The 23,095-nt window shown below is 66.1% G+C and carries 19 protein-coding genes; 14 read left to right on the top strand and 5 right to left on the bottom strand.

The features are described from left to right. Window positions 1–16 precede the first annotated feature (16 nt). The gene (bcpO, locus tag G3N96_RS21100) at window positions 17–238 is read left to right on the top strand and encodes a CDI system lipoprotein BcpO (protein ID WP_206138352.1); all 222 of its coding nucleotides are present in this window, start codon (window positions 17–19) and stop codon (window positions 236–238) included. A 24-nt stretch (window positions 239–262) separates the two neighbouring features. Further along, window positions 263–1,999, top strand: coding sequence for a ShlB/FhaC/HecB family hemolysin secretion/activation protein (locus G3N96_RS21095; RefSeq protein ID WP_206138351.1), 1,737 nt, complete (start codon window positions 263–265; stop codon window positions 1,997–1,999). 201 nt (window positions 2,000–2,200) lie between these two features. Here G3N96_RS21095 and G3N96_RS21090 read toward each other — a convergent pair whose 3' ends face one another. Continuing rightward, complete coding sequence (locus tag G3N96_RS21090) at window positions 2,201–3,151, bottom strand: LysR substrate-binding domain-containing protein (RefSeq protein ID WP_174973911.1); 951 nt, start codon at window positions 3,149–3,151, stop codon at window positions 2,201–2,203. A 114-nt stretch (window positions 3,152–3,265) separates the two neighbouring features. Between G3N96_RS21090 and G3N96_RS21085 the strand changes: the two genes are divergently transcribed. The 7 genes from G3N96_RS21085 to G3N96_RS21055 all read left to right on the top strand — a co-directional run bounded on the left by G3N96_RS21085 (window position 3,266) and on the right by G3N96_RS21055 (window position 11,675). Beyond that, entirely contained in the window at window positions 3,266–5,017 is a 1,752-nt protein-coding gene (locus tag G3N96_RS21085) for an IlvD/Edd family dehydratase (RefSeq protein ID WP_069252773.1), read from the top strand. A 103-nt stretch (window positions 5,018–5,120) separates the two neighbouring features. Next, window positions 5,121–6,050: a dihydrodipicolinate synthase family protein gene (locus G3N96_RS21080; RefSeq protein ID WP_206138350.1), complete on the top strand. Its 930-nt coding sequence runs from the start codon at window positions 5,121–5,123 to the stop codon at window positions 6,048–6,050. Window positions 6,051–6,086: 36 nt separating this feature from the next. Continuing rightward, window positions 6,087–7,016, top strand: coding sequence for a Gfo/Idh/MocA family oxidoreductase (locus tag G3N96_RS21075; RefSeq protein WP_124583267.1), 930 nt, complete (start codon window positions 6,087–6,089; stop codon window positions 7,014–7,016). Between the two features lie 74 nt (window positions 7,017–7,090). Beyond that, window positions 7,091–8,104, top strand: a complete 1,014-nt coding sequence (locus G3N96_RS21070; RefSeq protein WP_046548784.1) for an arabinose ABC transporter substrate-binding protein — start codon at window positions 7,091–7,093, stop codon at window positions 8,102–8,104. Window positions 8,105–8,124: 20 nt separating this feature from the next. Further along, window positions 8,125–9,669 (top strand): L-arabinose ABC transporter ATP-binding protein AraG, encoded by a 1,545-nt coding sequence (gene araG / locus G3N96_RS21065; protein WP_206138349.1) that lies wholly within the window; start codon window positions 8,125–8,127, stop codon window positions 9,667–9,669. A 32-nt stretch (window positions 9,670–9,701) separates the two neighbouring features. Then, window positions 9,702–10,721: an L-arabinose ABC transporter permease AraH gene (araH, locus tag G3N96_RS21060; protein ID WP_206138348.1), complete on the top strand. Its 1,020-nt coding sequence runs from the start codon at window positions 9,702–9,704 to the stop codon at window positions 10,719–10,721. Window positions 10,722–10,772: 51 nt separating this feature from the next. Then, complete coding sequence (locus tag G3N96_RS21055) at window positions 10,773–11,675, top strand: SMP-30/gluconolactonase/LRE family protein (RefSeq protein WP_206138347.1); 903 nt, start codon at window positions 10,773–10,775, stop codon at window positions 11,673–11,675. A gap of 109 nt (window positions 11,676–11,784) precedes the next feature. Here the strand turns inward: G3N96_RS21055 and G3N96_RS21050 are convergent, their stop codons facing one another. From G3N96_RS21050 to G3N96_RS21040, 4 genes are read right to left on the bottom strand one after another with little or no spacing between them, the layout of a single operon-like run. Next, window positions 11,785–12,657 carry a hypothetical protein gene (locus tag G3N96_RS21050; protein ID WP_206138346.1) on the bottom strand — a complete coding sequence of 291 codons (873 nt, stop codon included), beginning with the start codon at window positions 12,655–12,657 and terminating at the stop codon, window positions 11,785–11,787. Between the two features lies 1 nt (window position 12,658). Continuing rightward, window positions 12,659–14,002 carry a hypothetical protein gene (locus tag G3N96_RS39280; RefSeq protein WP_241022757.1) on the bottom strand — a complete coding sequence of 448 codons (1,344 nt, stop codon included), beginning with the start codon at window positions 14,000–14,002 and terminating at the stop codon, window positions 12,659–12,661. Then, window positions 13,986–16,514, bottom strand: a complete 2,529-nt coding sequence (gene tssI / locus G3N96_RS21045) for a type VI secretion system Vgr family protein (RefSeq protein WP_241022756.1) — start codon at window positions 16,512–16,514, stop codon at window positions 13,986–13,988. Before tssI ends, G3N96_RS39280 begins: the two co-directional genes overlap by 17 nt. Next, a complete protein-coding gene (locus G3N96_RS21040; protein ID WP_206138345.1) occupies window positions 16,515–16,784 on the bottom strand; it encodes a PAAR domain-containing protein in 270 nt (89 codons plus the stop codon). A 231-nt stretch (window positions 16,785–17,015) separates the two neighbouring features. Here G3N96_RS21040 and G3N96_RS21035 point away from each other — a divergent pair, with 231 nt between their 5' ends. The 5 genes from G3N96_RS21035 to mhpT all read left to right on the top strand — a co-directional run. Then, complete coding sequence (locus G3N96_RS21035; protein ID WP_124583261.1) at window positions 17,016–17,519, top strand: MarR family winged helix-turn-helix transcriptional regulator; 504 nt, start codon at window positions 17,016–17,018, stop codon at window positions 17,517–17,519. Window positions 17,520–17,754: 235 nt separating this feature from the next. Beyond that, window positions 17,755–18,585: a p-hydroxycinnamoyl CoA hydratase/lyase gene (locus tag G3N96_RS21030; protein ID WP_089495957.1), complete on the top strand. Its 831-nt coding sequence runs from the start codon at window positions 17,755–17,757 to the stop codon at window positions 18,583–18,585. Between the two features lie 71 nt (window positions 18,586–18,656). Then, window positions 18,657–20,105, top strand: coding sequence for an aldehyde dehydrogenase (locus tag G3N96_RS21025; protein WP_206138344.1), 1,449 nt, complete (start codon window positions 18,657–18,659; stop codon window positions 20,103–20,105). A gap of 11 nt (window positions 20,106–20,116) precedes the next feature. Then, window positions 20,117–22,009, top strand: a complete 1,893-nt coding sequence (locus G3N96_RS21020) for a feruloyl-CoA synthase (RefSeq protein WP_206138343.1) — start codon at window positions 20,117–20,119, stop codon at window positions 22,007–22,009. A 143-nt stretch (window positions 22,010–22,152) separates the two neighbouring features. Further along, on the top strand, window positions 22,153–23,095 hold a 943-nt coding region (mhpT, locus tag G3N96_RS21015), incomplete at its 3' end, for a 3-(3-hydroxy-phenyl)propionate transporter MhpT (RefSeq protein ID WP_206138342.1).

Here is a 23,095-nt window from a genome sequence, read left to right as displayed (position 1 = left end):
TCGCTTTGAGGCACCGATGAAGAAATCCAAATGGCCCATGGCCCTGGCGTTTGTCACGTCAGCGCTTCTCGCAGCGTGCGAGACCGTACCACCGGATGCACCACCGCGTCCCCCGCCGAAGCCGGAAATGGAACCCGTATTGCCTTCGTGGTCGACCACGACGTGGGTCATGGGTTTTTGGAAATGGAGCGGTACCGAATGGGTTTGGATTCCAGGCCACTTTGCACATAAACCTTAAGATCAAAACAATAACACCACAACTATGACAATCCGTGTTCCGGCCGTGCTTCTGTCAGCTGCGTGGCTGATACCCATGGCGGTGTGGGCGCAAGAAGCGCCGCGGCTGATTATTCCGGGTAACGATCAGCAAAGCCGGCAGCAGGAAGAAGCGCGTGAGCGCGAGCGTGCTGTCTCCGCGCCCGGGGTGCGTTCGGGCGTGACGGCGAGTGCCGGGTATCCGACGCTGCCGTCGGAGTCGCCGTGTTTTCGCATCGATCGCTTCTCTCTCGACGTGCCCGACGCGCTGCCCGCTTCCGTGAAATCGCAAGGCGCATCCGCCTTGCCGATGGATCGCTTCGCGTTCGCGCGCGAATGGCTCGATCACTACGCCGGCCAGTGCGTCGGCAAGCAAGGCATCGACGTGCTCATCAAGGGCCTGTCGCAGGCGATCCTGGCACGCGGGTATGTCACGACACGCGTGCTGTTGCCCGAACAGGATCTGTCGACCGGCACCTTGAAGTTATCGCTGATCCCCGGCGTGATCCGTCACGTGCGTTTCGCCGACGAGAAACTGCGCGGCACCTGGAAAACCGCTTTCCCGACCCGCGATGGCGAACTGCTGAACCTGCGCGACCTCGAACAGGGCCTCGAACAAATGAAGCGCGTATCGAGCCAGGACGTGTCGATGCAGATCGTCCCCGCCGATGTACCGGGCGAGAGCGATGTCGTGCTCGACGTGAAGCGCGGCAAGCCCTGGACCGTGGTCGCGTCGATCGACAACTCGGGCACGCGCGCGACCGGCCGGCTACAGGGCAACCTGTCGCTCGGCATCGACAATCCGCTGAGCCTGAACGATATCTTCAACATCGGCGTGAGCCAAGATCTGGAACTCGGCGACAAGCGCCTCGGCTCGCACGGCTGGAACGGCTTTTACTCGATCCCGTGGGGATACTGGACCGCCACGCTCTCGGCATACACCAATACGTATTACCAACAGATTGCCGGCGTGAACCAGACGTTCATCGCGAGCGGCAATTCGAAGACGATCGATTTCAAGCTGAATCGCGTGTTGTCGCGCAGCCAGAACGACGTGTTCGGCGCACAGTTCCGGCTCTTGCGCCGCTTCGGCCAGAGCTTTATCGAAGACACGGAGATTCCGCAGCAGCGCCGCAACAACACGTTCGTCGAGTTCGGCCTGACCGATCGCCACTATTTCGGCAACGCGCAGTTCGACGGGACGCTTGCGTACCGGCAGGGCATTGGCGCATTCGGTGCACAGGACGACATCCTGGCAGGCGACGGTGGCCCGACCTACCGCTACAAGATGGCCGTGCTCGACGCGAACCTGTCGGTGCCGTTCGCCATCGCGCAGCAGCCGTTCCGCTACGTGACGACGTTCCATGGCCAGTACACGGGCAATACGCTGTACTACATCGACGACCTGACGATCGGCAGCCGTTACACGGTGCGCGGCTTCGACGGGGAAACCATGCTGGCCGCGTCGCGGGGCTTCTATTGGCGTAACGAACTGCAGGCGCCGATCGGCCAAACCGGGCAGGCGGTATATGCGGGCATCGACTACGGCCGCGTGTGGGGTCCGCAGCCGATCACACTCGTCGGCACGCAACTGGCCGGCGCCGTGATCGGCGTGAAGGGCAGCGTCACGACCCGATTGGGCGCCTACGGTTACGACCTGTTTGCCGGCACGCCGATCTACAAGCCATCCGGATTTCCGACGGCACGGGTAACCGTCGGTTTCCAGGTCACGGCACAGTTCTGATGAAAGGGGAGCGCGCCGATACTCGGCACGCTGTCGTCGGACACGACGCCGACGACGACCGGGACCTGCCGGCCTTGCTGGGCACCCGGATCGCCGGTCTATTGTCCGGGAGCCACGAGCCACGTCCCCGCCGCGACGTCAGTGTTGCCATCGACGCAAGGGCGAGGCTTTACCTAGGCACTCCGTAATCCGGCCGCGGCCTCACAACCCGATTCCATACACCTCCCGCGCCGCCGCGCGAATCGCATCGGCCATCATCGCGACGGCCGGCGAATGCAGCCGGTCGGTGCGCGTGATGATCCCGAAATCGTCCATCCGGCAATCCATCTCCAGCGGCAGCACCGTGACGATCCCGTGCCGCGCGTAGTAACGCGCGACGTCCTCGGCCAGCACCGCGATCATGTCGCTCTGTTCGAGCAACTGCGTGATGAACAGCAGCGCGGACGTTTCGACGAGGTTCGCCGGCGGCGCGAGGCTCGCGCGCTGGAACACGAGATCGAAGCGGTGGCGCAGCACGCTGCCGGCCGGCGGCACGACCCACGCGGCGCGCTGCACGTCCGCGAGCGACAGCGGCGCCTGCGCGAGCAGCGGATGGCCGGGCCGCACGACGGCGGCCACCGACTCGCCGGTCAGCGGCTCGTAGCGCAGCCGCAGCTTGTCGTGTTCGGCGGAGAGCCGGCCGATCACGATGTCGATCTTCTCCTGCGCAAGATGTTCGAGCAGCACGTTGCTGGTGTCGATCTCGACCGACACGTGCAGGCCGGCGTGCGTGCCCTTCACCGCGGCGACGGCCGGCGGCACGAGCCGCAGGCCCGGTGACGTGATCGCCCCCACCGCCACGTGCCCGAGATGGCCGGCCTTCAGCGCGGCCAGCTCCTCGTGCGCCTGGTCGAGGCTGCCGAGCGCCGCGCGCGCATGCCGGATCAGCGCGTCGCCGTAGAGCGTCGGCCGCATCCCGCGCGGCAGGCGCTCGAACAGCACCGCGCCGATCGATTCCTCGAGTTCGCGCAGCAGCTTCGACGCGGCCGGCTGCGTCATGTTCAGCGCGGCCGCCGCGCGGTGAATGCTGCCTTCGTCGGCAAGCGCGACGACCAGCAGAAGCTGGCGCGTCTTCAGGCGGCCACGGTTTCCCCACGGGCTGGCTTCGGGCATCGTACGGGTTTATATCGATATCGGAATCGATATCGTAATCGCCAAAAACGTCATTAGCCAGTTATCAAAATTCTGCCTAGACTGCGCCGGTATCCCGTCACCACAGGACTGACGATGTCGGCAACGAAACCCAGGCTGCGCTCCACCCAATGGTTCGGCACGAACGACAAGAACGGCTTCATGTACCGGAGCTGGATGAAGAACCAGGGCATCCCCGATCACGAGTTCGACGGCCGGCCGATCATCGGCATCTGCAATACGTGGTCCGAACTGACGCCGTGCAACGCGCACTTCCGCAAGCTCGCCGAGCACGTGAAGCGCGGGATCTCCGAGGCGGGCGGCTTCCCGGTCGAGTTCCCGGTGTTCTCGAACGGCGAATCGAACCTGCGCCCGTCGGCGATGCTCACGCGCAACCTCGCGTCGATGGACGTCGAGGAGGCGATCCGCGGCAACCCGATCGACGCGGTCGTGCTGCTCGCCGGCTGTGACAAGACGACGCCCGCGCTGCTGATGGGCGCGGCGAGCTGCGACGTGCCGGCGATCGTCGTGTCGGGCGGGCCGATGCTGAACGGCAAGCTCGAAGGCAAGAACATCGGCTCCGGCACCGCCGTGTGGCAACTGCACGAAGCGCTGAAGGCCGGCGAGATCGACGTCCATCACTTCCTGTCGGCCGAAGCCGGGATGTCGCGCTCGGCCGGCACCTGCAACACGATGGGCACCGCGTCGACGATGGCGTGCATGGCCGAGGCGCTCGGCGTCGCGCTGCCGCACAACGCGGCGATTCCGGCCGTCGATTCGCGCCGCTACGTGCTCGCGCACATGTCCGGCATCCGCATCGTCGAGATGGCGCTCGAAGGGCTCGTGCTGTCGAAGATCCTCACGCGCGCGGCGTTCGAAAACGCGATCCGCGCGAACGCGGCGATCGGCGGCTCGACCAACGCGGTGATCCACCTGAAAGCGATCGCGGGCCGCATCGGCGTGCCGCTCGAACTGGAAGACTGGATGCGCATCGGCCGCGACACGCCGACGATCGTCGACCTGATGCCGTCGGGGCGATTCCTGATGGAAGAGTTTTATTACGCGGGCGGGCTGCCGGCGGTGCTGCGCCGGCTCGGCGAAGGCGGACTGCTGCCGAACCCGGATGCGCTGACCGTGAACGGCAAGTCGCTGTGGGACAACGTGCGCGAAGCGCCGAACTATGACGACGAAGTGATTCGCCCGCTCGACCGGCCGCTGATCGCGGACGGCGGCATCCGCATCCTGCGCGGCAATCTCGCGCCGCGCGGCGCGGTGCTGAAGCCGTCGGCGGCGAGCCCCGAGCTGCTCAAGCATCGCGGCCGCGCGGTCGTGTTCGAGAACCTCGACCACTACAAGGCGACGATCAACGACGAGGCGCTCGACATCGACGCAAGCTCGGTGATGGTGCTGAAGAACTGCGGGCCGCGCGGGTATCCGGGGATGGCCGAGGTCGGCAACATGGGGCTGCCGCCGAAGCTGCTGCGCCAGGGCGTGAAGGACATGGTGCGGATTTCCGACGCGCGGATGAGCGGCACCGCGTACGGCACGGTCGTGCTGCACGTCGCGCCGGAAGCCGCCGCCGGCGGGCCGCTCGCGGCCGTGCGCAACGGCGACTGGATCGAGCTCGACTGCGAGGCGGGCACGCTGCATCTCGACATTACGGATGACGAACTGCAGCGCCGCCTGTCCGACGTCGATCCGACCGCCGCGCCGGGCGTGGCCGGCCAGCTCGGCAAGGGCGGTTACGCCCGGCTGTACATCGATCACGTGCTGCAGGCCGACGAGGGGTGCGACCTCGATTTCCTGGTCGGCACGCGCGGCGCGGAAGTGCCGAGCCATTCGCATTGAGCGGCTGCGCGGCAGCCGGTTGCGGGCTTGCCCGGCCCGCGTAACGTGAAACCGTAAACGCATGACGGCCGGTCGTCACCGAGGCCGAAGCAGGACGCGAACCATGACATCGAGCAGCACGCCGCGCTATCGCGGCATTTTCCCCGTCGTTCCGACGACGTTTACCGACACCGGCGAACTCGATCTCGCGAGCCAGAAGCGCGCGGTCGATTTCATGATCGACGCGGGCTCGGATGGGCTGTGCATCCTCGCGAACTTCTCCGAGCAGTTCGCGATCACCGACGACGAACGCGACGTGCTCACGCGCACGATCCTCGAGCACGTCGCGGGCCGCGTGCCGGTGATCGTCACGACGTCGCATTACAGCACCCAGGTGTGCGCGGCGCGCAGCCTGCGCGCGCAGCAGCTCGGCGCGGCGATGGTGATGGCGATGCCGCCGTATCACGGCGCGACGTTCCGCGTGCCCGAAGCGCAGATCTTCGATTTCTATGCCCGCGTGTCCGACGCGATCGCGATTCCGATCATGGTCCAGGACGCGCCCGCGAGCGGCACCGCGCTGTCGGCCCCGTTCCTCGCGCGGATGGCGCGCGAGATCGAGCAGGTCGCGTACTTCAAGATCGAGACGCCGGGCGCCGCGAACAAGCTGCGCGAGCTGATCCGGCTCGGCGGCGATGCCATCGAAGGGCCGTGGGACGGCGAGGAGGCGATCACGCTGCTCGCCGATCTGCACGCGGGCGCGACCGGCGCGATGACGGGCGGCGGGTTTCCGGACGGCATCCGGCCGATCCTCGAAGCGTGGCGCGACGGCAGGCACGACGACGCCTACGCGCGCTACCAGGCCTGGCTGCCGCTGATCAACCACGAGAACCGCCAGTCCGGGATCCTCACCGCGAAGGCGCTGATGTGCGCAGGCGGCGTGATCGCGTGCGAGCGGCCGCGGCATCCGATGCCGGAACTGCATCCGGACACGCGCGCGGAACTGCTCGCGATCGCGCGCCGGCTCGACCCGCTCGTGCTGCGCTGGGCGCACTGAACGGTCACCGAACGATTCGCGAAGGAGGCATGCACGATGAGTGATCAGGTTTCGCTGGGGGTCGTCGGCATCGGCAAGATTGCACGCGACCAGCACCTGCCGGCGATCGACGCCGAACCGGGTTTCAAGCTGACCGCGTGCGCGAGCCGCCACGCGGAAGTCGCCGGCGTACGCAACTATCGCGATCTGCGCGCGCTGCTGGCCGCCGAGCGCGAGCTCGACGCCGTGTCGCTGTGTGCGCCGCCGCAGGTGCGCTACGCGCAGGCGCGCGCCGCGCTCGAAGCCGGCAAGCACGTGATGCTCGAGAAGCCGCCGGGCGCGACGCTCGGCGAAGTGGCCGTGCTGGAGGCGCTCGCGCGCGAGCGCGGCCTCACGCTGTTCGCGACCTGGCATTCGCGCTGCGCGAGTGCGGTGGAGCCGGCCCGCGACTGGCTCGCGACGCGTGCGATCCGCGCGGTGCAGGTGCGCTGGAAAGAGGACGTGCGGCGCTGGCATCCGGGGCAGCAATGGATCTGGGAGCCGGGCGGCCTCGGCGTGTTCGACCCGGGCATCAACGCGCTGTCGATCGTGACGCGCATCCTGCCGCGCGAGCTCGTGCTGCGCGAGGCGACGCTCATCGTGCCGAGCGACGTGCAGACGCCGATCGCCGCCGAACTCGATTGCGCGGATACCGACGGCGTGCCGGTGCGTGCGGAATTCGACTGGCGGCACGGCCCGGTCGAGCAATGGGAGATCGCGGTCGATACGGCGGACGGCGTGCTCGCGATCAGCCGCGGCGGCGCGCAGCTGTCGATCGCGGGCGAGCCGGTCGAGCTCGGGCCGGAACGCGAATATCCGGCGCTGTATGCGCACTTCCATGCGCTGATCGCGCGTGGCGAAAGCGACGTCGACGTGCGGCCGCTGCGGCTCGTCGCCGATGCGTTCCTGTTCGGCCGGCGCGTGCAGACCGACGCGTTCGGCCGCTGATCACGCGGTCGCGCCGCGGCGCGATCGCACACGACGAATCATTACGGCATGAGCCGACACAAAGGAGACACCGCATGAACCGCACGACTCACACGATCCGCCGCCATACCCTGCGCGCGCTGCTCGCCGCGCTTTGCATTGCACCGCTCGGCATGCAGGGCGCCGCACGCGCCGACGCGCCGTTGAAGATCGGCTTCCTGGTGAAGATGCCCGAGCAGGCGTGGTTCATCAACGAGCAGAACGCGGCGTCCGCGCTCGGCCAGAAGGAGAATTTCTCGGTCGTGAAGATCGGCACGCCCGACGGCGAGAAGGTGCTCGCCGCGATCGACAACCTCGGCTCGCAGGGCGCGCAGGGCTTCGTGATCTGCGCGCCGGACGTGCGCCTCGGCCCGGCGATCGCCGCGCGTGCGAAGCGCTACAACATGAAGTTCGTGACCGTCGACGACCAGCTCGTCGACTCGACCGGCAAGCCGCTGCCGAACGTGCCGCACCTCGGGATGTCGGCGACCAAGATCGGCAACCAGGTCGGCCAGGCCATTTCCGACGAGATGAAACGGCGCGGCTGGAAGCCCGAGGAAGTCGGCGCGCTGCGGATCACGAACTACGAGCTGCCGACCGCGAAGCTGCGCACCGACGGCGCGACGCAGGCGCTGCTCGCGAACGGTTTCCGCAAGGAGAACATCTTCGACGCGCCGCAGAAGACGACCGACGACGAAGGCGGTTTCAGTGCGGCCGCGCCCGTGCTCGCGCGCCATCCGAACGTGAAGAAGTGGGTGGTCTACGCGCTGAACGAGGAGACCGTGCTCGGCGCGGTGCGCGCGACCGAGCAGCTGCATATCCCGGCGGCCGACGTGATCGGCGTGGGCATCAACGGCGCGGGCGAGGCGTTCGCCGAATTCCAGAAGAAGGAGCCGACCGGCTTCTACGGGACGATCGCCGTCAGCTCGACGAACCACGGCAAGGACAGCACGCAGAACCTCGTCGAATGGATTCGCGACGGCAAGACGCCGCCGGCCGACACGCAGACGAGCGGCAAGCTGATGACGCGCGCGAACTGGCAGGCCGTGCGCGCCGAGCTCGGCATCTGAGCGCACGAGGCGAGAACGCGATGACGACGCAGACGATGACGGCCGTATCCGGCAACGATGCCGCCGAGACGCCGCCGGGCAGCCCGCTGCTCGCGCTCGACGGCATCACGGTGACGTTCCCGGGCGTGCGCGCGCTCGACGCCGTGTCGCTGTCGGTGCGCGCGGGCGAAGTGCACGGGCTGATGGGCGAGAACGGCGCGGGGAAGTCGACGCTGCTGAAGGTGCTGTCAGGCGTGAACCAGCCGCAGGCCGGCACGCTGACGCTGAACGGCACCGAGCAGCGCTTCGCGTCGACGCGCGCGGCGCTCGAGGCCGGCATCGCGATCATCTACCAGGAGCTGCATCTGGTGCCCGAGCTGACGGTCGCCGAGAACCTGATGCTCGGGCAACTGCCGAGCCGGCTCGGCGTGGTCGATGAACGCACGCTCGCCGCGCGCGCGCTCGATGCGCTGGAGCGGCTCGGCGAGCACATCGATCCGGGCATTCCGGTGAAGTACCTGTCGATCGGCCAGCGCCAGATGATCGAGATCGGCAAGGCGCTGATGCGCGACGCGCGCGTGATCGCATTCGACGAGCCGACGAGTTCGCTGTCCGCGCGCGAAACCACGCAGCTGTTCCGGATCATCCGCGCGCTGCGCGCGGAAGGGCGCGCGATCATCTACGTCACGCACCGGATGGAGGAAGTGTACGAACTGTGCGACCGCGTGACGGTGTTCCGCGACGGCCGCCGCATCGACACGTTCGATTCCGTCACCGATCTCGACCGCGACCGGTTGATCGGCTGCATGGTCGGCCGCTCGATCGAGGACGTGTACGGCTACCGGCCGCGCCTGGCCGGCGACGTGCTGATCGAGGCGAAGGGGCTGGCGGGGCCGGGGGTGTCCGAGCCGGTGTCGTTCACCGCGCGGCGCGGCGAGATCGTCGGCTTCTTCGGGCTCGTCGGCGCGGGCCGCTCGGAGCTGATGAAGCTGCTGTACGGCGCCGCGCGCCCGAGCGCGGGACACGTCGAGCTGAACGGGAAGCGGGTGGCATTCGGGAGCCCGCGCGACGCGGTGCGCGCCGGCCTCGCGCTGTGCCCGGAAGACCGCAAGCAGGAAGGCATCGTCGCGATCGCGTCGGTGGCCGACAACCTGAACATCAGCGCGCGCCGGCATTTCAGCCCGGCGCGGGTGCTGCTCGACGGGCGGCGTGAACGCGAACTCGCGCAACGCTACATCGAGCGGCTCGCGATCAAGACCCGCGACGGCGACACGCCGATCGGCGCGCTGTCCGGCGGCAACCAGCAGAAGGTCGTGCTCGCGCGCTGGCTGGCCGAACGCATCGACGTGTTCCTGATGGACGAGCCGACGCGCGGCATCGACGTCGGCGCGCGCGCGGAAATCTACAACCTGTTCTACGAACTCGCGGAAGCGGGCCGCACGGTGATCCTCGTGTCGAGCGACCTGGCCGAGGTGATCGGCGTGTCGGACCGGATCATCGTGATGAAGGAAGGACGGATCGCGGGCGAGGTCGCGAAGGCGCAGGCGACGCCCGACGCGCTGATCAAGCTCGCGCTGCCGCGCTAGCGCCCCGCAACGATCAACCGGATGCAAACGACATGAGCCAGGCAATGCAACCCCAACGCACTTCCCCGTCCCCCGATGCCGCCGTCGCACCCGTGCGAGCGCGCGGCGGCGTGTGGCAGCTGATCAACCGCTCCGGCATCGTGATGGTGTTTCTCGTGCTGTTCGCGACGCTGTCGCTGACCGTGCCGGACTTCCTCACGCCGCGCAACATCCAGGGCCTGCTGCTGTCGGTCACGCTGATCGGCTCGATCGCGGTGACGATGATGTTCGTGCTCGCGCTCGGCGAGGTCGACCTGTCGGTCGCGTCGATCGTCGCGTTCTCGGGCGTCGTCGCGTCGACGCTGATCACCGCGACGCACAGCGTCGTGCTCGGCATCGCGGGCGGCGTGCTCGCGGGCGGGGCGGTCGGACTCGTCAACGGCGTGCTGATCGCGCGCTGGCGGATCAACTCGCTGATCGTCACGCTCGCGATGATGGAAGTCGTGCGCGGGCTCGCGTTCATCACGTCGAACGGCGACGCGGTGATGATCTCCGAGGAACGCTTCTTCGATCTCGGCGGCGGCTCGTTCCTCGGCATCTCGTATCCGATCTGGAGCAACATCGTCGGCTTCGTCGTGTTCGGCTTCCTGCTGCGCAAGACGGTGTTCGGCAAGAACGTGCTCGCCGTGGGCGGCAACGGCGAGGCCGCGCTGCTCGCCGGGCTGCCGGTGATGCGCATCAAGATCACCGTGTTCGTGCTGCAGGGGCTCGTGACCGGTTTTGCCGGCGTGATGCTCGCGTCGCGGATGAGCCTGGGCGACCCGAAGACGTCGGTCGGGCTCGAGCTCGGCGTGATTTCCGCGTGCGTGCTGGGCGGCGTGTCGCTCACGGGCGGCGTCGCGACGATCTCCGGCGTGCTGGTCGGCGTGCTGATCATGGGCTCCGTGCAGGACGCGATGAGCCTGCTGAACGTGCCGACGTTTTACCAATATCTGATACGCGGCGGAATTCTGTTGCTCGCGGTGCTGTTCGACCAGTATCGTCGCAACCAGCGGCGCGCGATGAAGATCTGACCCTGGCGAACGCGCGGCCGCCTGCATAAGCGACAGATATCGGGAGACGGTATGCAACAGATTCATCCGGCCGGGCAGGCGACGCTGCTGGCCGACACCCGCAACACGCTCGGCGAAGGCGCGACGTGGTGCGACAGGACGCACGCGCTGTATTGGGTGGACATCGAAGGCACGCAACTGTGGCGCTGCCGCGCGGATGGCTCCGACCTCACGCCGTGGGCGATGCCCGAGCGGCTCGCGTGCTTCGCGCTGACCGACGATCCGGACGTGCTGCTCGTCGGGCTCGCGACGCATCTCGCGTTCTTCAATCTGCGCAGCGGCGCGTTCACGCGGATCGTCGACGTCGAACCCGAGCTGCCGACGCGGCTGAACGACGGGCGCTGCGACGGTTCGGGCGCGTTCGTGTTCGGGATGAAGGACGAAGGCAGCGAGCCGCCGAAAGCGGTCGGCGGGTTCTACCGGCTCAATGCCGATCTCACGCTGGAGCGGCTCGCATTGCCTGCGGCCGCGATTGCGAACAGCATCGGGTTCTCGCCGGATGGCACGAAGATGTACTTTTGCGATTCGCTGGTGCGCGAGATTTTCGTGTGCGATTACCGTGCGGGCGGCGATGTCGCGAACGTGCGGTCATTTGCACGCCTGACCGATGCCGACGGCGATCCGGACGGCTCGATCGTCGATCGCGACGGCGGGCTGTGGAATGCGCAGTGGGGCGGCAGGCGGGTGGTGCGCTACGGGCCGGACGGTGTCGAGACGGATCGCGTGGCGGTGCCGACCGCGCAGCCGAGTTGCACGGCGCTCGACGGCGAAGGCCGCCTGTACGTGACGAGCGCGCGCGTCGGGTTGAGCGACGATGCGCTGACCGACGACCCGCATGCGGGCGGCGTGTTCGTCGCGCAGACGCGGTACGCGGGGTTGCCGACGGCGCGGTTTGCGGGGATGCGCACGGCCTGAATGGCCGGCGGATGACGGGGGAAGTCCATCCACTCGCGGACAAGCATCCGGTGTGTGCGGAGGCGATGTCTTGAACGCGATTTTGCTTATGGACTTTCGTCTTTCCGGCTCACGCTTGATTGAATTCCGGGTCGTGCATCCACCATGCCGGATGATCGTGCGGCTCTCGCAACCACATCCAGCGGCCCGGCACGTGCTCGGTGGGCCGCCGTTGTTCGCGCTCCTCCCAAGGCATCAACGTGCGGACCGTGGGGAATGCTCGCCCCTTGTAGACCACCAATGGGTGGGAGCTGGAATTCGTGGAGAATCCCTCCCACAACCCTGTCTCGGGACACAGCATGCCAGTGCACAGGTTCATTTCGCCGTATTTCTGACGTTTCGCCTGCCGCTCTTCAAGGCGACGTTGCCTGCGTTCCTCGGGCGTCAAGATTTTATATGTGCGGCGTATCTCGACTATCCACAGTCGCTGCGGAAATGATCCATCCACCGGATTGATGTAACCAAGATCGACGTCGATCGGAAATTTGCTCCCGGGGATGTCTTTTGAGCGATAGCGAAAGGACTGCAAGTTGGGAGCATCGGGGGTGCGCGTCCTTATTTCATTCCCATATCGATGATTCCCTCGAGAGTTAACCCAATAGTCCTCTAACTGGAGAAGCGACTTTATTTCCGTGTCAGGCAGATTGGCAACCCTTGCGTCAACGACAATTCTTACCCCAGCCGGAACAATTTTCACCTTGTCGCGATCCTCACTGTAGTCTTCCGGATCGTCGCCAGTGGAAAATTCAATCTTCGTCCCATGCAATGAGCGATTTGCGTATTTATAAAGAAACCCTTTTGCCGGAGGGTGCGTCCAAGTTGTGTAGTTTGTTCCAAAGATAATATTCTTCGGATCGTACGGTGCATCATCGCGCAGGATCGACATTGCTGTTTTAAGGATGGCGCGCAGCGCGACGCGCTGCTCTTCGTCGGTCGTCTGCATTTCAAACCCCTCCCCCAATGGCGTTAAGTGAAGCATCGTATCCTCCTGTGCATGTACCGGGGTTACGCACGAAAGCACGACCAGGGCGGTCCCAATGGGCTTGCACCACCTCTGCACACGCATAAGCATCTTCTTCATGTAACTGGCTCCGGTATCCCTCTTCGTATCTCACCATCTTGGCCGCCGTTTCTGGCGAAACTCTCAACAGCTTGCACACCTCGGCCTGTGCGATCGGCACATCGGGTTTCATATAGTTTCCGCCCGTCTGATTTCGCATGTGCGAAATCATCCAGTAATAGTGAAAAACCAACATGCGATGTAGCCCAGCCATTACCCGCGCGTCATCTGGGAGTCGCGTCTTCTCGGCTGCGAAAAAAACATCTTTGCGCACACTGTCGTCATACACTCGCATTGCCTGAGAGAACATCGCGTAGTCGCTCGGATGTTGTTGAAGCAAGGCCATCATCCAGAATGTTTGCTGGCAATGTCGTGCCTCGTGATAAAGCAAATCCGAGAATGCCTTCAGCGTGCCATCCAAGGAAGTCGCATTATTCGATGATTTAACGATTTTCGCGATTTCTCTCTCCTGGATACCTATTACCCAGTAGTTTCCAACAAATGATGCACTGACATCCGAGCGCATGTTGTATTTGGCAGCCCCTTCCGTTGCATTAACAATATCGATCTTGGGAGTCGCCCCATTTGACTTCATCGGGTCCCCTGAAGAACCACTTGGCAAGCCAAACGGCCCAGCCGCAAGGGCGGTATTCAATACATTGCCAACCGCGAGCGCGATGCTTTCCTTTGCCTCATCGGATATCTCGCCGCTCAACGTATCGAACCTGCCCCACTCGATCCCGTTGAGTGCCTTCTTGATCGCTACCGCATAGGCCTTCGCCACCGGATACTCGACATCCCGGCGCACCGGCATGTCAGGAGGTGCATCACCCTGTTTAGCCCCGTCGATGAAGTGATGGAAGCGCAACCCGAAGTTCAGCGGATCGCAGGTCGCGAACGCGGCCGGCTGACGCTCGGACGTCGCCCCCTGTTCCGGGGTGCTGACCTTCTTGCCCTTGATCGTCGTGGTGCGTTTGTCGGCGTTCGGCGCTTGCGCGGTGTAGGGCGTCGTGTTCTCGCGCACGATGGCGGCCCGATTCACCGCAATCACCTTGTCCGGATCGCTCGCCGCCAGCAGTTCCACCGTGCCGAACGCGATATCGTGGCTCGTCACCACGTCCGTTTCGCCCAGCTCGTTGCTCACGCCCTCGATCACGTGCCCGTTGTCGAGCGTGACCCGGTACGGCTGGTTCGGCAGCGCAAATCCGCTGTCATGCTCCAACAGCACGAAGTGCGCCGCGTACTGCCCCGGATTTGTCGGGCGTGACCGGCAGGCGCATCGGTCGCACTTGCGCCGCGTCGGTCTGATGGCTGCCTGCGTGGATCGTGTGTTCGCCGGCGGTCTTTACGACATAGCCCCGTTCGCTGATGCGTACCTCCGTACTTCCCGCGTGCAGCACGATTTCGTCTGCCGCGTGCAGGTGGATACTGTCGGTCGTGCTCGTGATCTGGATTGCTTTCCGGGCGGTCACGTCGACACCATCGGTCTGTGCTTCGATCCGCACTTTCCCCGCTGCGGCGACCAGCGCCATGCCGGCCTTGTGCACGAACAGCGAGAACGCATTCGACACACTCGCGAACAGCGAACGCCCCACGGCAAGCCCGACATGCCGGCCGGTCGTCACCGCCACATCCTCTGCGCTCGCGATATGGGTGCTACGCTCGGCGGCAAGACTAATCCCTGCCGGCCCGGTCATCACAATGTCGGGTTCCGTCAGCTCCGGGAATTCGTCCAACGTACCGGACGGTGTTCCCCGAATCGCATCGCAACGCGCCTTGATCGCACGGGTTACATCGTTCTGGTCTGCACCACGTTGTTGTGCGTCGTGCTGCTGCGCCAAATTCGTCAGGCTTTCTTGCAGCTCGTGCGCCCGCGTCAGCCGACTCACCGCTTCCTTGGCGTCCTTCGCATGACCCGGGCCGCCCGGTTGGCCGTCCGTCGATACAAACAAACCCCTCAACGCCCGAACGACGCCCCAGTCGTCGGTGCGCAGATCGAAGCCTTTGCCCCGCGCGTCGGCACGGCCCTTTTTTCGGGTAATGCGCCGAAGGTTGCCGAGGCTCAGCATCGACATGCCCGCGTCGCTGGCAAGCTGCGTCTGGATTTGTTCCCGCGTATCGTCGATCGCCAGATGGCCGGACGCCGTGCCATGGAGCTCCCGGCCACGAATGACCGACACCGCGTGGTTGTGCGGCTGGTCCAGTGCAGGCTGGCGGAATGCGTTGACGGTGCTCCCGATAATCACGGGCAAATCCGGGTCGCCGTAGTAGTGCGACACCGCCACTTCATGGCCGATACGCGGAATGAACGTCGCACCCATGTCCGCGCCTTGCCAAGGCGACAGCACACGCAGCCAGATACCCGAATTCTCGTCGTGCTGGCCTTGCCGGTCCCACGCGAATTGCACCTTCACGCGGCCGTATTGGTCCGTCCAGATTTCCTGCCCGGCGGGGCCGACGACAATCGCTTTCTCGGGGCCGCCCATAGTGGGCTTGCGTACGCTGCGCTCGAGCTTGAACGGCTCGTTCGTCGGCAGCAGTTCGAATTGCGCGTCGGCGCGATATGTCTGCGCGCTGCCGGCTCGCCCGGCGACTTCCTCGATATCGAGCGTGCAGGACACAACCACATATTCACGATTCGCCGCCTGCTGCGGATGGCCGACGAGCGTAAACGTGTGGCCTACCGTGAGGCCGCGCAAACTCCCTTTACCGTTTGCCCGTCGCCCGGCACAGCGCTGCGCCTCAAGCCGCACACGCGCGAAGTGCCGCGCCTCCCACTCCGTATCGTTTGGCTTGCCCGTCAGCCCTTGCGCGCCGGCGAGCGGCTGACTGTAGTCTCCCCAATCATAAATCTCGCCATCCGAGCAGGCCGTCGGACGAGGGTCTTCCGCGGTAGTGCCCAGCCTCGCGCGTGGCCGCGTGTAGTCGTAATCCGTCACGCTCACGGAGCCTGCCGTCAATCGACTGGTCACGGACAGCGTGTGAATGTGTTCCTCGTCGATGCGCTGACCGCCGGGCGGCAGATAGCGCAACGTCTCATAAGCCTCCCCGTGCGGTTGGTGTCCGCCCATCGCGTCGCACAGGACCAGACGGTGATGGCCGTCATCGTGTTCGAACCACCACCAGATTCCCCATTCTTCCCAGAGGCGTTGCAGGAACGCCCAGTCCGATTCGAAGGCCTGTCGCTGTACGTCCCGTTTCGGATAGACGCCCCTGAATGCGCCGAGACGCTTATCGACGGGGTAGGGATATTTCGAGAGGACTGCGTCGGTGATTTCAACGACGGTCATATCCTGAAACAGACGGCAATCCTGCGTCAGGGTCGCGCGATAGAGCCACGGCCGCAGTTCCAGTTCGTACAGGATCGCGTCACGATCCTGACCGGCAAGCCGTGCCGCTTCGACCAATCCGGTAATTTCACGCGTACCCGCGCCGATATTGCCAAGTCCGGCGGCACCCGCCAGCCCTGGAATGAACCGACCTTTGCCTTCGAGCTGGATCGACACGGTGACTTCCGTGCCGACTATCTTGTCCAGATCGAGATCGGCCGTGCGGCTCGGCGAAACGGCATAGGCATCATCGGTGCGCAGCGTGACGAGGTAGCGGCATTCGTCGAGGCGGCCGATGGTTTCGGTGCCTTGCAGGCGCACCGGGACGAATACCGGCAGCGCATCCATGCCGTAAGTCGGCAGCGCTGCGCCCGCAAGTGACAGCGTGCGAGCCTGAGCAAAGAGCGCCATTTACGCTGCCCCTGTCGTCCGCTGACCAATGATGGTCGCACCGCAAGCGGTCTTGTCGCCGTGATAACCCACGCGCCGGCCGCGATGCGTGCGTGGGCCACTCGCGAGCAAGGGGAAAATGCCACCGCATTTCGGACAACGAACGCCATGGCCGTCAAGTGCGACACCGATGCCACGATGCTTCAGATCACTGGCAGCTTCAATGACGGTGCCGCCATGATCGGTGGCGTCTCCAAGTCGAACCATTTCGAGGCCTTGTGCGTTCTTCATCGATGACACGTTCGAGGAATGAGGCACTCTTTTACCTCGCATCAAAGCGCCGCACAATTTTCAAGATGGGATTGGGTAATTTTCAATATTTTAATTAGCAGATCGACTGATATTTTCGTACTTATATGAGCTCATTGTGAATGTGACCCGTGTCGAGATCGATGTCACGGCTATGCGATTCGCCTTCCGACGTGCTGGTAAGATGGCCCGCAATTCCATCCCGCCCGCACCATGAGTTCCGCACCGACCAAACCCGCGAATCCGAAGAACGCCGCGAAGCACACCGCCCGCGCGACCGGAGACAAGCCGAAGGCGCGCGTGCAGCAGCGCCTGACCTACGTGATCGGCGGTCTCGACCGGCTGCTGCGCCGCCACATGACCGACGCGCTCGCCCCGCTTGGCATCACGCTCGCGCAATACACGGCGCTGTCGGTGCTCGAGGCGCGCGGCGCATCGTCGAACGCGCAACTGGCCGAGCGCTCGTGGATCACGCCGCAATCGGCGAACGAAGTGATGAGCGTGATGGCCGCCCGCGGTTTCGTCACGCGCGAAGCCGACCCTTCCCACGGCCGCATCATCCTGCTGACGCTGACCGACGAAGGCGCGGCGATGCTGCGTGAATGCGAAGCCGTGCTGCGCCCGCTCGAAAAACGCATGCTCGGCGACATCTCCGCCGACGACGCCGCGCACGTGCAGCGCGCGCTCGAACTGTTCTCGCGCAACCTGCGCGGCTGACCGCTCCCCCGCTTTTCACGACACGGGCCCGCCCGGCCCGCGCTCGGTTCGTCCGCGCCATCGACGGCCGCCCGACCGCTCCCTGATTTCCCCGCCGCGTTCTCCGCGTTCCGATCCGGGTTTACACCGGCGCGCGTGCCGCTTGCAATATCAGGTAGCCTGATATTAAATGAAGCCGTCCGCAGCAGGAATGCTGCGCACCGAATCGCACTGGAAACGAACGACAGGAACAGACATGAGCAAGTACGACAACCGCTGGCAGACCGTTGAAGTGAACGTGGAGGCCGGCATCGCGTGGGTCACGCTGAATCGCCCCGAGAAGCGCAACGCAATGAGCCCGACGCTGAACCGGGAGATGCTGGAAGTCCTCGACGCGGTCGAGTTCGACGACGAGGCGAAGGTGCTGGTGCTGACCGGCGCGGGCGCCGCATGGACCGCCGGCATGGATCTGAAGGAGTACTTCCGCGAGATCGACGGCGGCTCCGACGCACTGCAGGAAAAAGTGCGCCGCGACGCATCGGAATGGCAATGGCGCCGCCTGCGGATGTACAACAAGCCGACGATCGCGATGGTGAACGGCTGGTGCTTCGGCGGCGGTTTCTCGCCGCTCGTCGCGTGCGACCTCGCGATCGCGGCCGATGAAGCCGTGTTCGGGCTGTCGGAGATCAACTGGGGCATCCCGCCGGGCAACCTCGTCAGCAAGGCGATGGCCGACACGGTCGGGCACCGCCGCGCGCTGCACTACATCATGACCGGCGACACGTTCACCGGCACCGAAGCAGCGGACATGGGCCTCGTGAACAGCAGCGTGCCGCTGGCCGAACTGCGTGAAGCGACGATCGCGCTCGCGGCCCGCCTGATGGACAAGAACCCGGTCGTGCTGCGCGCGGCGAAGCACGGCTTCAAGCGTTCGCGCGAACTCACGTGGGAACAGTGCGAGGATTACCTGTATGCGAAGCTCGACCAGGCGCAGCTGCGCGACCCGGAGCGCGGCCGCGAGCAGGGTCTGAAGCAGTTCCTCGACGACAAGACGATCAAGCCGGGCCTGCAGGCCTACAAGCGCTGATACAAGCGCGGACGCAGCCGCCGGCTTCCCCGCCGGCGTAATCGCAAGAGACAGGCAAGGCAGGAGACAACATGACCGACAGACGGATGCTGATCGCCGGTGAGTGGTGCGCCGCCCGCGACGGGCGTACCTTCGACCGATTCAACCCCGCGACGGGCGCGCTGGCGTCGCGTGCGCCGGCGGCCGGCGTGGCCGACGCCGACGCGGCGATCGACGCCGCGCACCGCGCGTTTCCCGCCTGGTCGGCGCTCGCGCCGACCGAGCGCCGCCGGCTGCTGCTGAAGGCGGCCGACCTGATGGACGCGCGCATCGACGCGTTCATCGCGACCGGCGTGGCCGAAACCGGCGCGACGCCGGGCTGGATCGGCTTCAACGTGACGCTCGCGGCGAACATGCTGCGCGAAGCCGCGTCGATGACGACGCAGATCGCCGGCGACGTGATCCCGTCCGACGTGCCCGGCAATCTTGCGCTGGCGATGCGCGTGCCCTGCGGCGTCGTGCTCGGCATCGCGCCGTGGAACGCGCCGGTGATCCTCGGCACGCGTGCGCTGGCGATGCCGCTCGCATGCGGCAACACGGTCGTGCTGAAGGCATCCGAAGCGTGCCCCGGCGTGCATGCGCTGATCGGCGCGGTGCTGGATGAAGCGGGGCTCGGCGCGGGTGTGGTCAACGTGATCACGCACGCGGCGGCCGACGCCCCCGAACTCGTCGAGCGGCTGATCGCGCATCCGCACGTGAAGCGCATCAACTTCACCGGGTCGACGCATGTCGGGCGCATCATCGCGCGTCACGCGGCCGCCCACCTGAAACCGGTGCTGCTCGAACTCGGCGGCAAGGCGCCCGTGCTCGTGCTGGACGATGCCGATCTCGACGCGGCCGTCGATGCGATCGCATTCGGCGCGTTCTTCAACCAGGGGCAGATCTGCATGTCGACCGAGCGCGTGATCGCCGCACGGCCGATTGCCGACGCGCTCGTCGAACGCCTCGCCGCGAAGGCCCGCACGCTGGTCGCGGGCGATCCGCTGGCCGGCCATCCGCTCGGCACGATGGTCGACGCGGCGGCCGCCGCGCGTGCGGCATCGCTCGTCGAGGATGCGCGTGCGCACGGTGCTCAGCTGCCGCTCGGCTGTCGCGTCGAAGGCGCGACGATGCAGCCGGCGATCGTCGATGGCGTGACGCGCGACATGCGCCTGTATCGCGAGGAATCGTTCGCGCCGGTCGTCGCGATCCTGCGCGCGGACAGCGACGACGAAGCGGTCGCGCTCGCGAACGACAGCGAGTTCGGGTTGTCGGCAGCCGTGTTCAGCCGCGATGTCGCGCGCGCGATGGCGGTCGCACGACGGATCGAATCGGGAATCTGCCACATCAACGGGCCGACCGTGCATGACGAAGCGCAGATGCCGTTCGGCGGCACGAAGGCAAGCGGTTATGGCCGCTTCGGCAGCCGTGCGTCGATCGCCGAATTCACCGAGCTGCGCTGGATCACCGTGCAGACCACGCCGCGTCATTACCCCATATGAGCGAGGCGACGATGAATGTAGCGAAGCCTCCGGGTGAGGGCGCACAAGATACCGGCGGCGTGCGCTATCGCGCAGCGGCCGTCGCCGTCGGCGCGGCCGAGATTCGTCGCGCGGAAAACGGCGCGTGGTACCTGCGTTCGCGCGAACCGCTCGGCGACTACCCGACGCGCCTGACCGACTGCCTCGTGAACGGCGCGCAAGCGCATCCCGATCGCGTGCTGGCCGCGAAGCGCGGCGACGACGGCCGCTGGATCGAGATCACCTACGCGCAGATGCTCGACCGCGCCCGCGCGCTCGGACAGGGCCTCGTCGATCTCGGGCTGTCGGCCGAGCGTCCGCTCGCGGTGCTGTCCGACAACGATCTCGAGCATCTGCAACTGATGTTCGCGGCGATGCTGGCCGGCGTGCCGTATTCACCGATTTCGCCCGCGTATTCGCTGGTGTCGACCGACTACGGCAAGCTGCGCCACACGCTGGGCGTGCTGAAGCCGGGTGCGGTGTTCGTCGCCGAACGTGCGCCGTTCGCGCGCGCGCTCGACGCCGTGTTGCCGGCCGATGCGGCGCTGATCGTCGCACACGACGACGATGTCGATGCCGACGGAAAAGGCCGCGCGGTGCCGCTCTCGCACTTGCTCGCCACCACCCCGCGTACGATCGACGCGATCCATGCGGCGGTCGGCCCCGATCATCTCGCGAAGATCCTGTTCACGTCCGGCTCGACGAAGCAGCCGAAGGCCGTGCCGACCACGCACCGGATGCTGTGCAGCAACCAGCAGATGCTGCGCCAGACGATGCCCGAACTGACGCGCGAACCGCCGGTGCTGGTCGACTGGCTGCCGTGGAATCACACGTTCGGCGGCAGTCACAACCTGGGCATCGCGCTGTACAACGGCGGCACGCTGTATATCGACGACGGCCGCCCGATGCCGGGCCGCTTCGACGAAACCGTGCGCAACCTGCGCGAGATCGCGCCGACGATCTACTTCAACGTGCCGAAAGGCTGGGAAGAACTGACGGCCGCGCTCGAACGCGATGCCGCGCTGCGCGACACGTTCTTCTCGCGCGTGAAGCTGTATTTCTTCGGCGGCGCGGGCCTGTCGCAGGCCGCGTGGGACCGGCTCGACCGCGTGACCCACGCGCATTGCGGCGAGCGGATCCGGATCATGGCCGGCCTCGGGATGACGGAGGCGTCGCCGTCGTGCCTGTTCACGACGGGGCCGCTGATGCGCGCCGGCTATATCGGGCTGCCCGCGCCCGGCTGCGATGCGAAGCTCGTGCCGTGCGGCGGCAAGCTCGAACTGCGTTTCAAGGGGCCGAACGTGATGCGCGGCTACTGGCATGCGGACGTCGATCCGCGCGACGTATTCGACGACGAAGGGTATTACCGCAGCGGTGATGCGGGCGTGTTCGCCGATCCGGCGCGGCCGGAGCTCGGGCTGCTGTTCGACGGGCGGCTGACCGAGGATTTCAAGCTGAGCAGCGGCACCTTCGTCAGCGTCGGGCCGTTGCGCGCGAACGCGGTGTCGAGCGGCGCGCCGTACGTGCAGGACGTGGTCGTCACCGGGATCAATCGCGACGATATCGGCTTGCTGGTGTTTCCACGCGTCGATGCGTGCCGTGCGCTAGCCGGGCTTGCCGCCGATGCGTCCGTGACCGACGTGCTGCGCGCGCCGGCCGTGCGCGCGGCGTTCGAACAATGGCTCGTCGAGCTGAATCGGAATGCGAGCGGCGGTTCGACGTTCGTCGCGCGCATCCGGCTGATCGACACGCCGCCGTCGCTCGATCTCGGCGAAGTGACCGACAAGGGTTCGCTGAACCAGGCGGCCGTGCAGAAGCATCGCGCGGCGACGATCGACGCGCTGTATGACCCGGCGCGGCGCGATCCCGACGTGATTTACGCGTAACCGGAAGCGCATCGCATCACGCAGACACAATGACCTGCCGGCCACGATACCGGCAGGCACGCTTGCGGCCAGTGAATCAGGTTGCCTGATAAAGGCGGCCGTTACCGGGCCGACCGACTACAAGACATGGGACTGGAGACAGGATGAACACTTACGTTGCCGAAAAACCCACGGTCGCGACCACGCTCGCGCTGTGTTTCGCGATCGCCCTCCTCGAAGGGCTCGACCTGCAGTCGGTCGGCGTCGCCGCGCCGCGCATGGCGCGCGAATTCGGGCTGTCCGTATCGCAGATGGGGATCGCGTTCAGCGCGGGCACCTTCGGGCTGCTGCCGGGCGCGATGCTCGGCGGGCGGCTCGCCGACCGGATCGGCCGCAAGCGCGTGCTGATCGCATCGGTCGTGCTGTTCGGGCTGCTGTCGATCGCGACCGCGCAGGTGTCGACCTTCGCGATGCTCGTCGTCGTGCGCGTGCTGACCGGCATCGGGCTCGGCGGCGCGATGCCGAACCTGATCGCGCTGTCGTCCGAAGCGGTCGAGCCGCGCTCGCGCAGCAGCGCGGTCGCGACGATGTACTGCGGGATCCCGTTCGGCGGCGTGATCGCGTCGGTGATCGGCGTGCTGCTCGCCGGCGACACTGAATGGCGGCACATCTTCTACGTCGGCGGCGTGGGGCCGCTGCTGCTCGTGCCGCTGCTCGTGTGGTTCCTGCCGGAATCGCGTGCGTATCTCGACGTAGCGGGCACGCAGGCCGCGCGCACCAGCGTCGCGCGCACGTTGTTCGGCGACGGCCGCACGACGTCGACGGTCGCGCTGTGGGTCAGCTACTTCTGCACGCTGATCGTCCTCTACTTCCTGCTGAACTGGCTGCCGTCGCTGATGGCCGCGCGCGGGCTCGATCGTGCACACGTCGGCCTCGTGCAGATCGCGTTCAACGTCGGCGCGGGGCTCGGCGCGCTCGGCATCGGCGCGGCGCTCGACCGGATGCGCGCGTCGCGCGTGGTCGGCGGCATGTATGTCGGGATCGTGCTGTCGCTCGCCGCGCTCGCGGCCGCGCCCGGTTTCGCGTCGCTCGCGGCCGCAGCGTTCG

Origin of the sequence: Burkholderia sp. Se-20373, assembly GCF_017104705.1 — a bacterium.
Classification (GTDB): Bacteria; Pseudomonadota; Gammaproteobacteria; order Burkholderiales; family Burkholderiaceae; genus Burkholderia.
Note: the sequence above shows the minus strand (reverse complement) of the source record. Positions and strands in the feature narration are given on the sequence as shown.

What these genes read in the sequence shown, in the direction of transcription:
- G3N96_RS21085 (WP_069252773.1), top strand. Translation starts at nt 3,266, where the DNA reads ATGTCGGCAACGAAACCCAGGCTGCGCTCCACCCAATGGTTCGGCACG.
- G3N96_RS21080 (WP_206138350.1), top strand. Translation starts at nt 5,121, where the DNA reads ATGACATCGAGCAGCACGCCGCGCTATCGCGGCATTTTCCCCGTCGTT.
- G3N96_RS21095 (WP_206138351.1), top strand. Translation starts at nt 263, where the DNA reads ATGACAATCCGTGTTCCGGCCGTGCTTCTGTCAGCTGCGTGGCTGATA.
- G3N96_RS21090 (WP_174973911.1), bottom strand. Translation starts at nt 3,151, where the DNA reads ATGCCCGAAGCCAGCCCGTGGGGAAACCGTGGCCGCCTGAAGACGCGC.
- tssI (WP_241022756.1), bottom strand. Translation starts at nt 16,514, where the DNA reads ATGGCGCTCTTTGCTCAGGCTCGCACGCTGTCACTTGCGGGCGCAGCG.
- bcpO (WP_206138352.1), top strand. Translation starts at nt 17, where the DNA reads ATGAAGAAATCCAAATGGCCCATGGCCCTGGCGTTTGTCACGTCAGCG.
- G3N96_RS21020 (WP_206138343.1), top strand. Translation starts at nt 20,117, where the DNA reads ATGAATGTAGCGAAGCCTCCGGGTGAGGGCGCACAAGATACCGGCGGC.
- G3N96_RS21050 (WP_206138346.1), bottom strand. Translation starts at nt 12,657, where the DNA reads ATGCAGACGACCGACGAAGAGCAGCGCGTCGCGCTGCGCGCCATCCTT.
- G3N96_RS21025 (WP_206138344.1), top strand. Translation starts at nt 18,657, where the DNA reads ATGACCGACAGACGGATGCTGATCGCCGGTGAGTGGTGCGCCGCCCGC.
- G3N96_RS21030 (WP_089495957.1), top strand. Translation starts at nt 17,755, where the DNA reads ATGAGCAAGTACGACAACCGCTGGCAGACCGTTGAAGTGAACGTGGAG.
- G3N96_RS21070 (WP_046548784.1), top strand. Translation starts at nt 7,091, where the DNA reads ATGAACCGCACGACTCACACGATCCGCCGCCATACCCTGCGCGCGCTG.
- G3N96_RS21040 (WP_206138345.1), bottom strand. Translation starts at nt 16,784, where the DNA reads ATGAAGAACGCACAAGGCCTCGAAATGGTTCGACTTGGAGACGCCACC.
- G3N96_RS21075 (WP_124583267.1), top strand. Translation starts at nt 6,087, where the DNA reads ATGAGTGATCAGGTTTCGCTGGGGGTCGTCGGCATCGGCAAGATTGCA.
- G3N96_RS21035 (WP_124583261.1), top strand. Translation starts at nt 17,016, where the DNA reads ATGAGTTCCGCACCGACCAAACCCGCGAATCCGAAGAACGCCGCGAAG.
- G3N96_RS21055 (WP_206138347.1), top strand. Translation starts at nt 10,773, where the DNA reads ATGCAACAGATTCATCCGGCCGGGCAGGCGACGCTGCTGGCCGACACC.
- araH (WP_206138348.1), top strand. Translation starts at nt 9,702, where the DNA reads ATGAGCCAGGCAATGCAACCCCAACGCACTTCCCCGTCCCCCGATGCC.
- araG (WP_206138349.1), top strand. Translation starts at nt 8,125, where the DNA reads ATGACGACGCAGACGATGACGGCCGTATCCGGCAACGATGCCGCCGAG.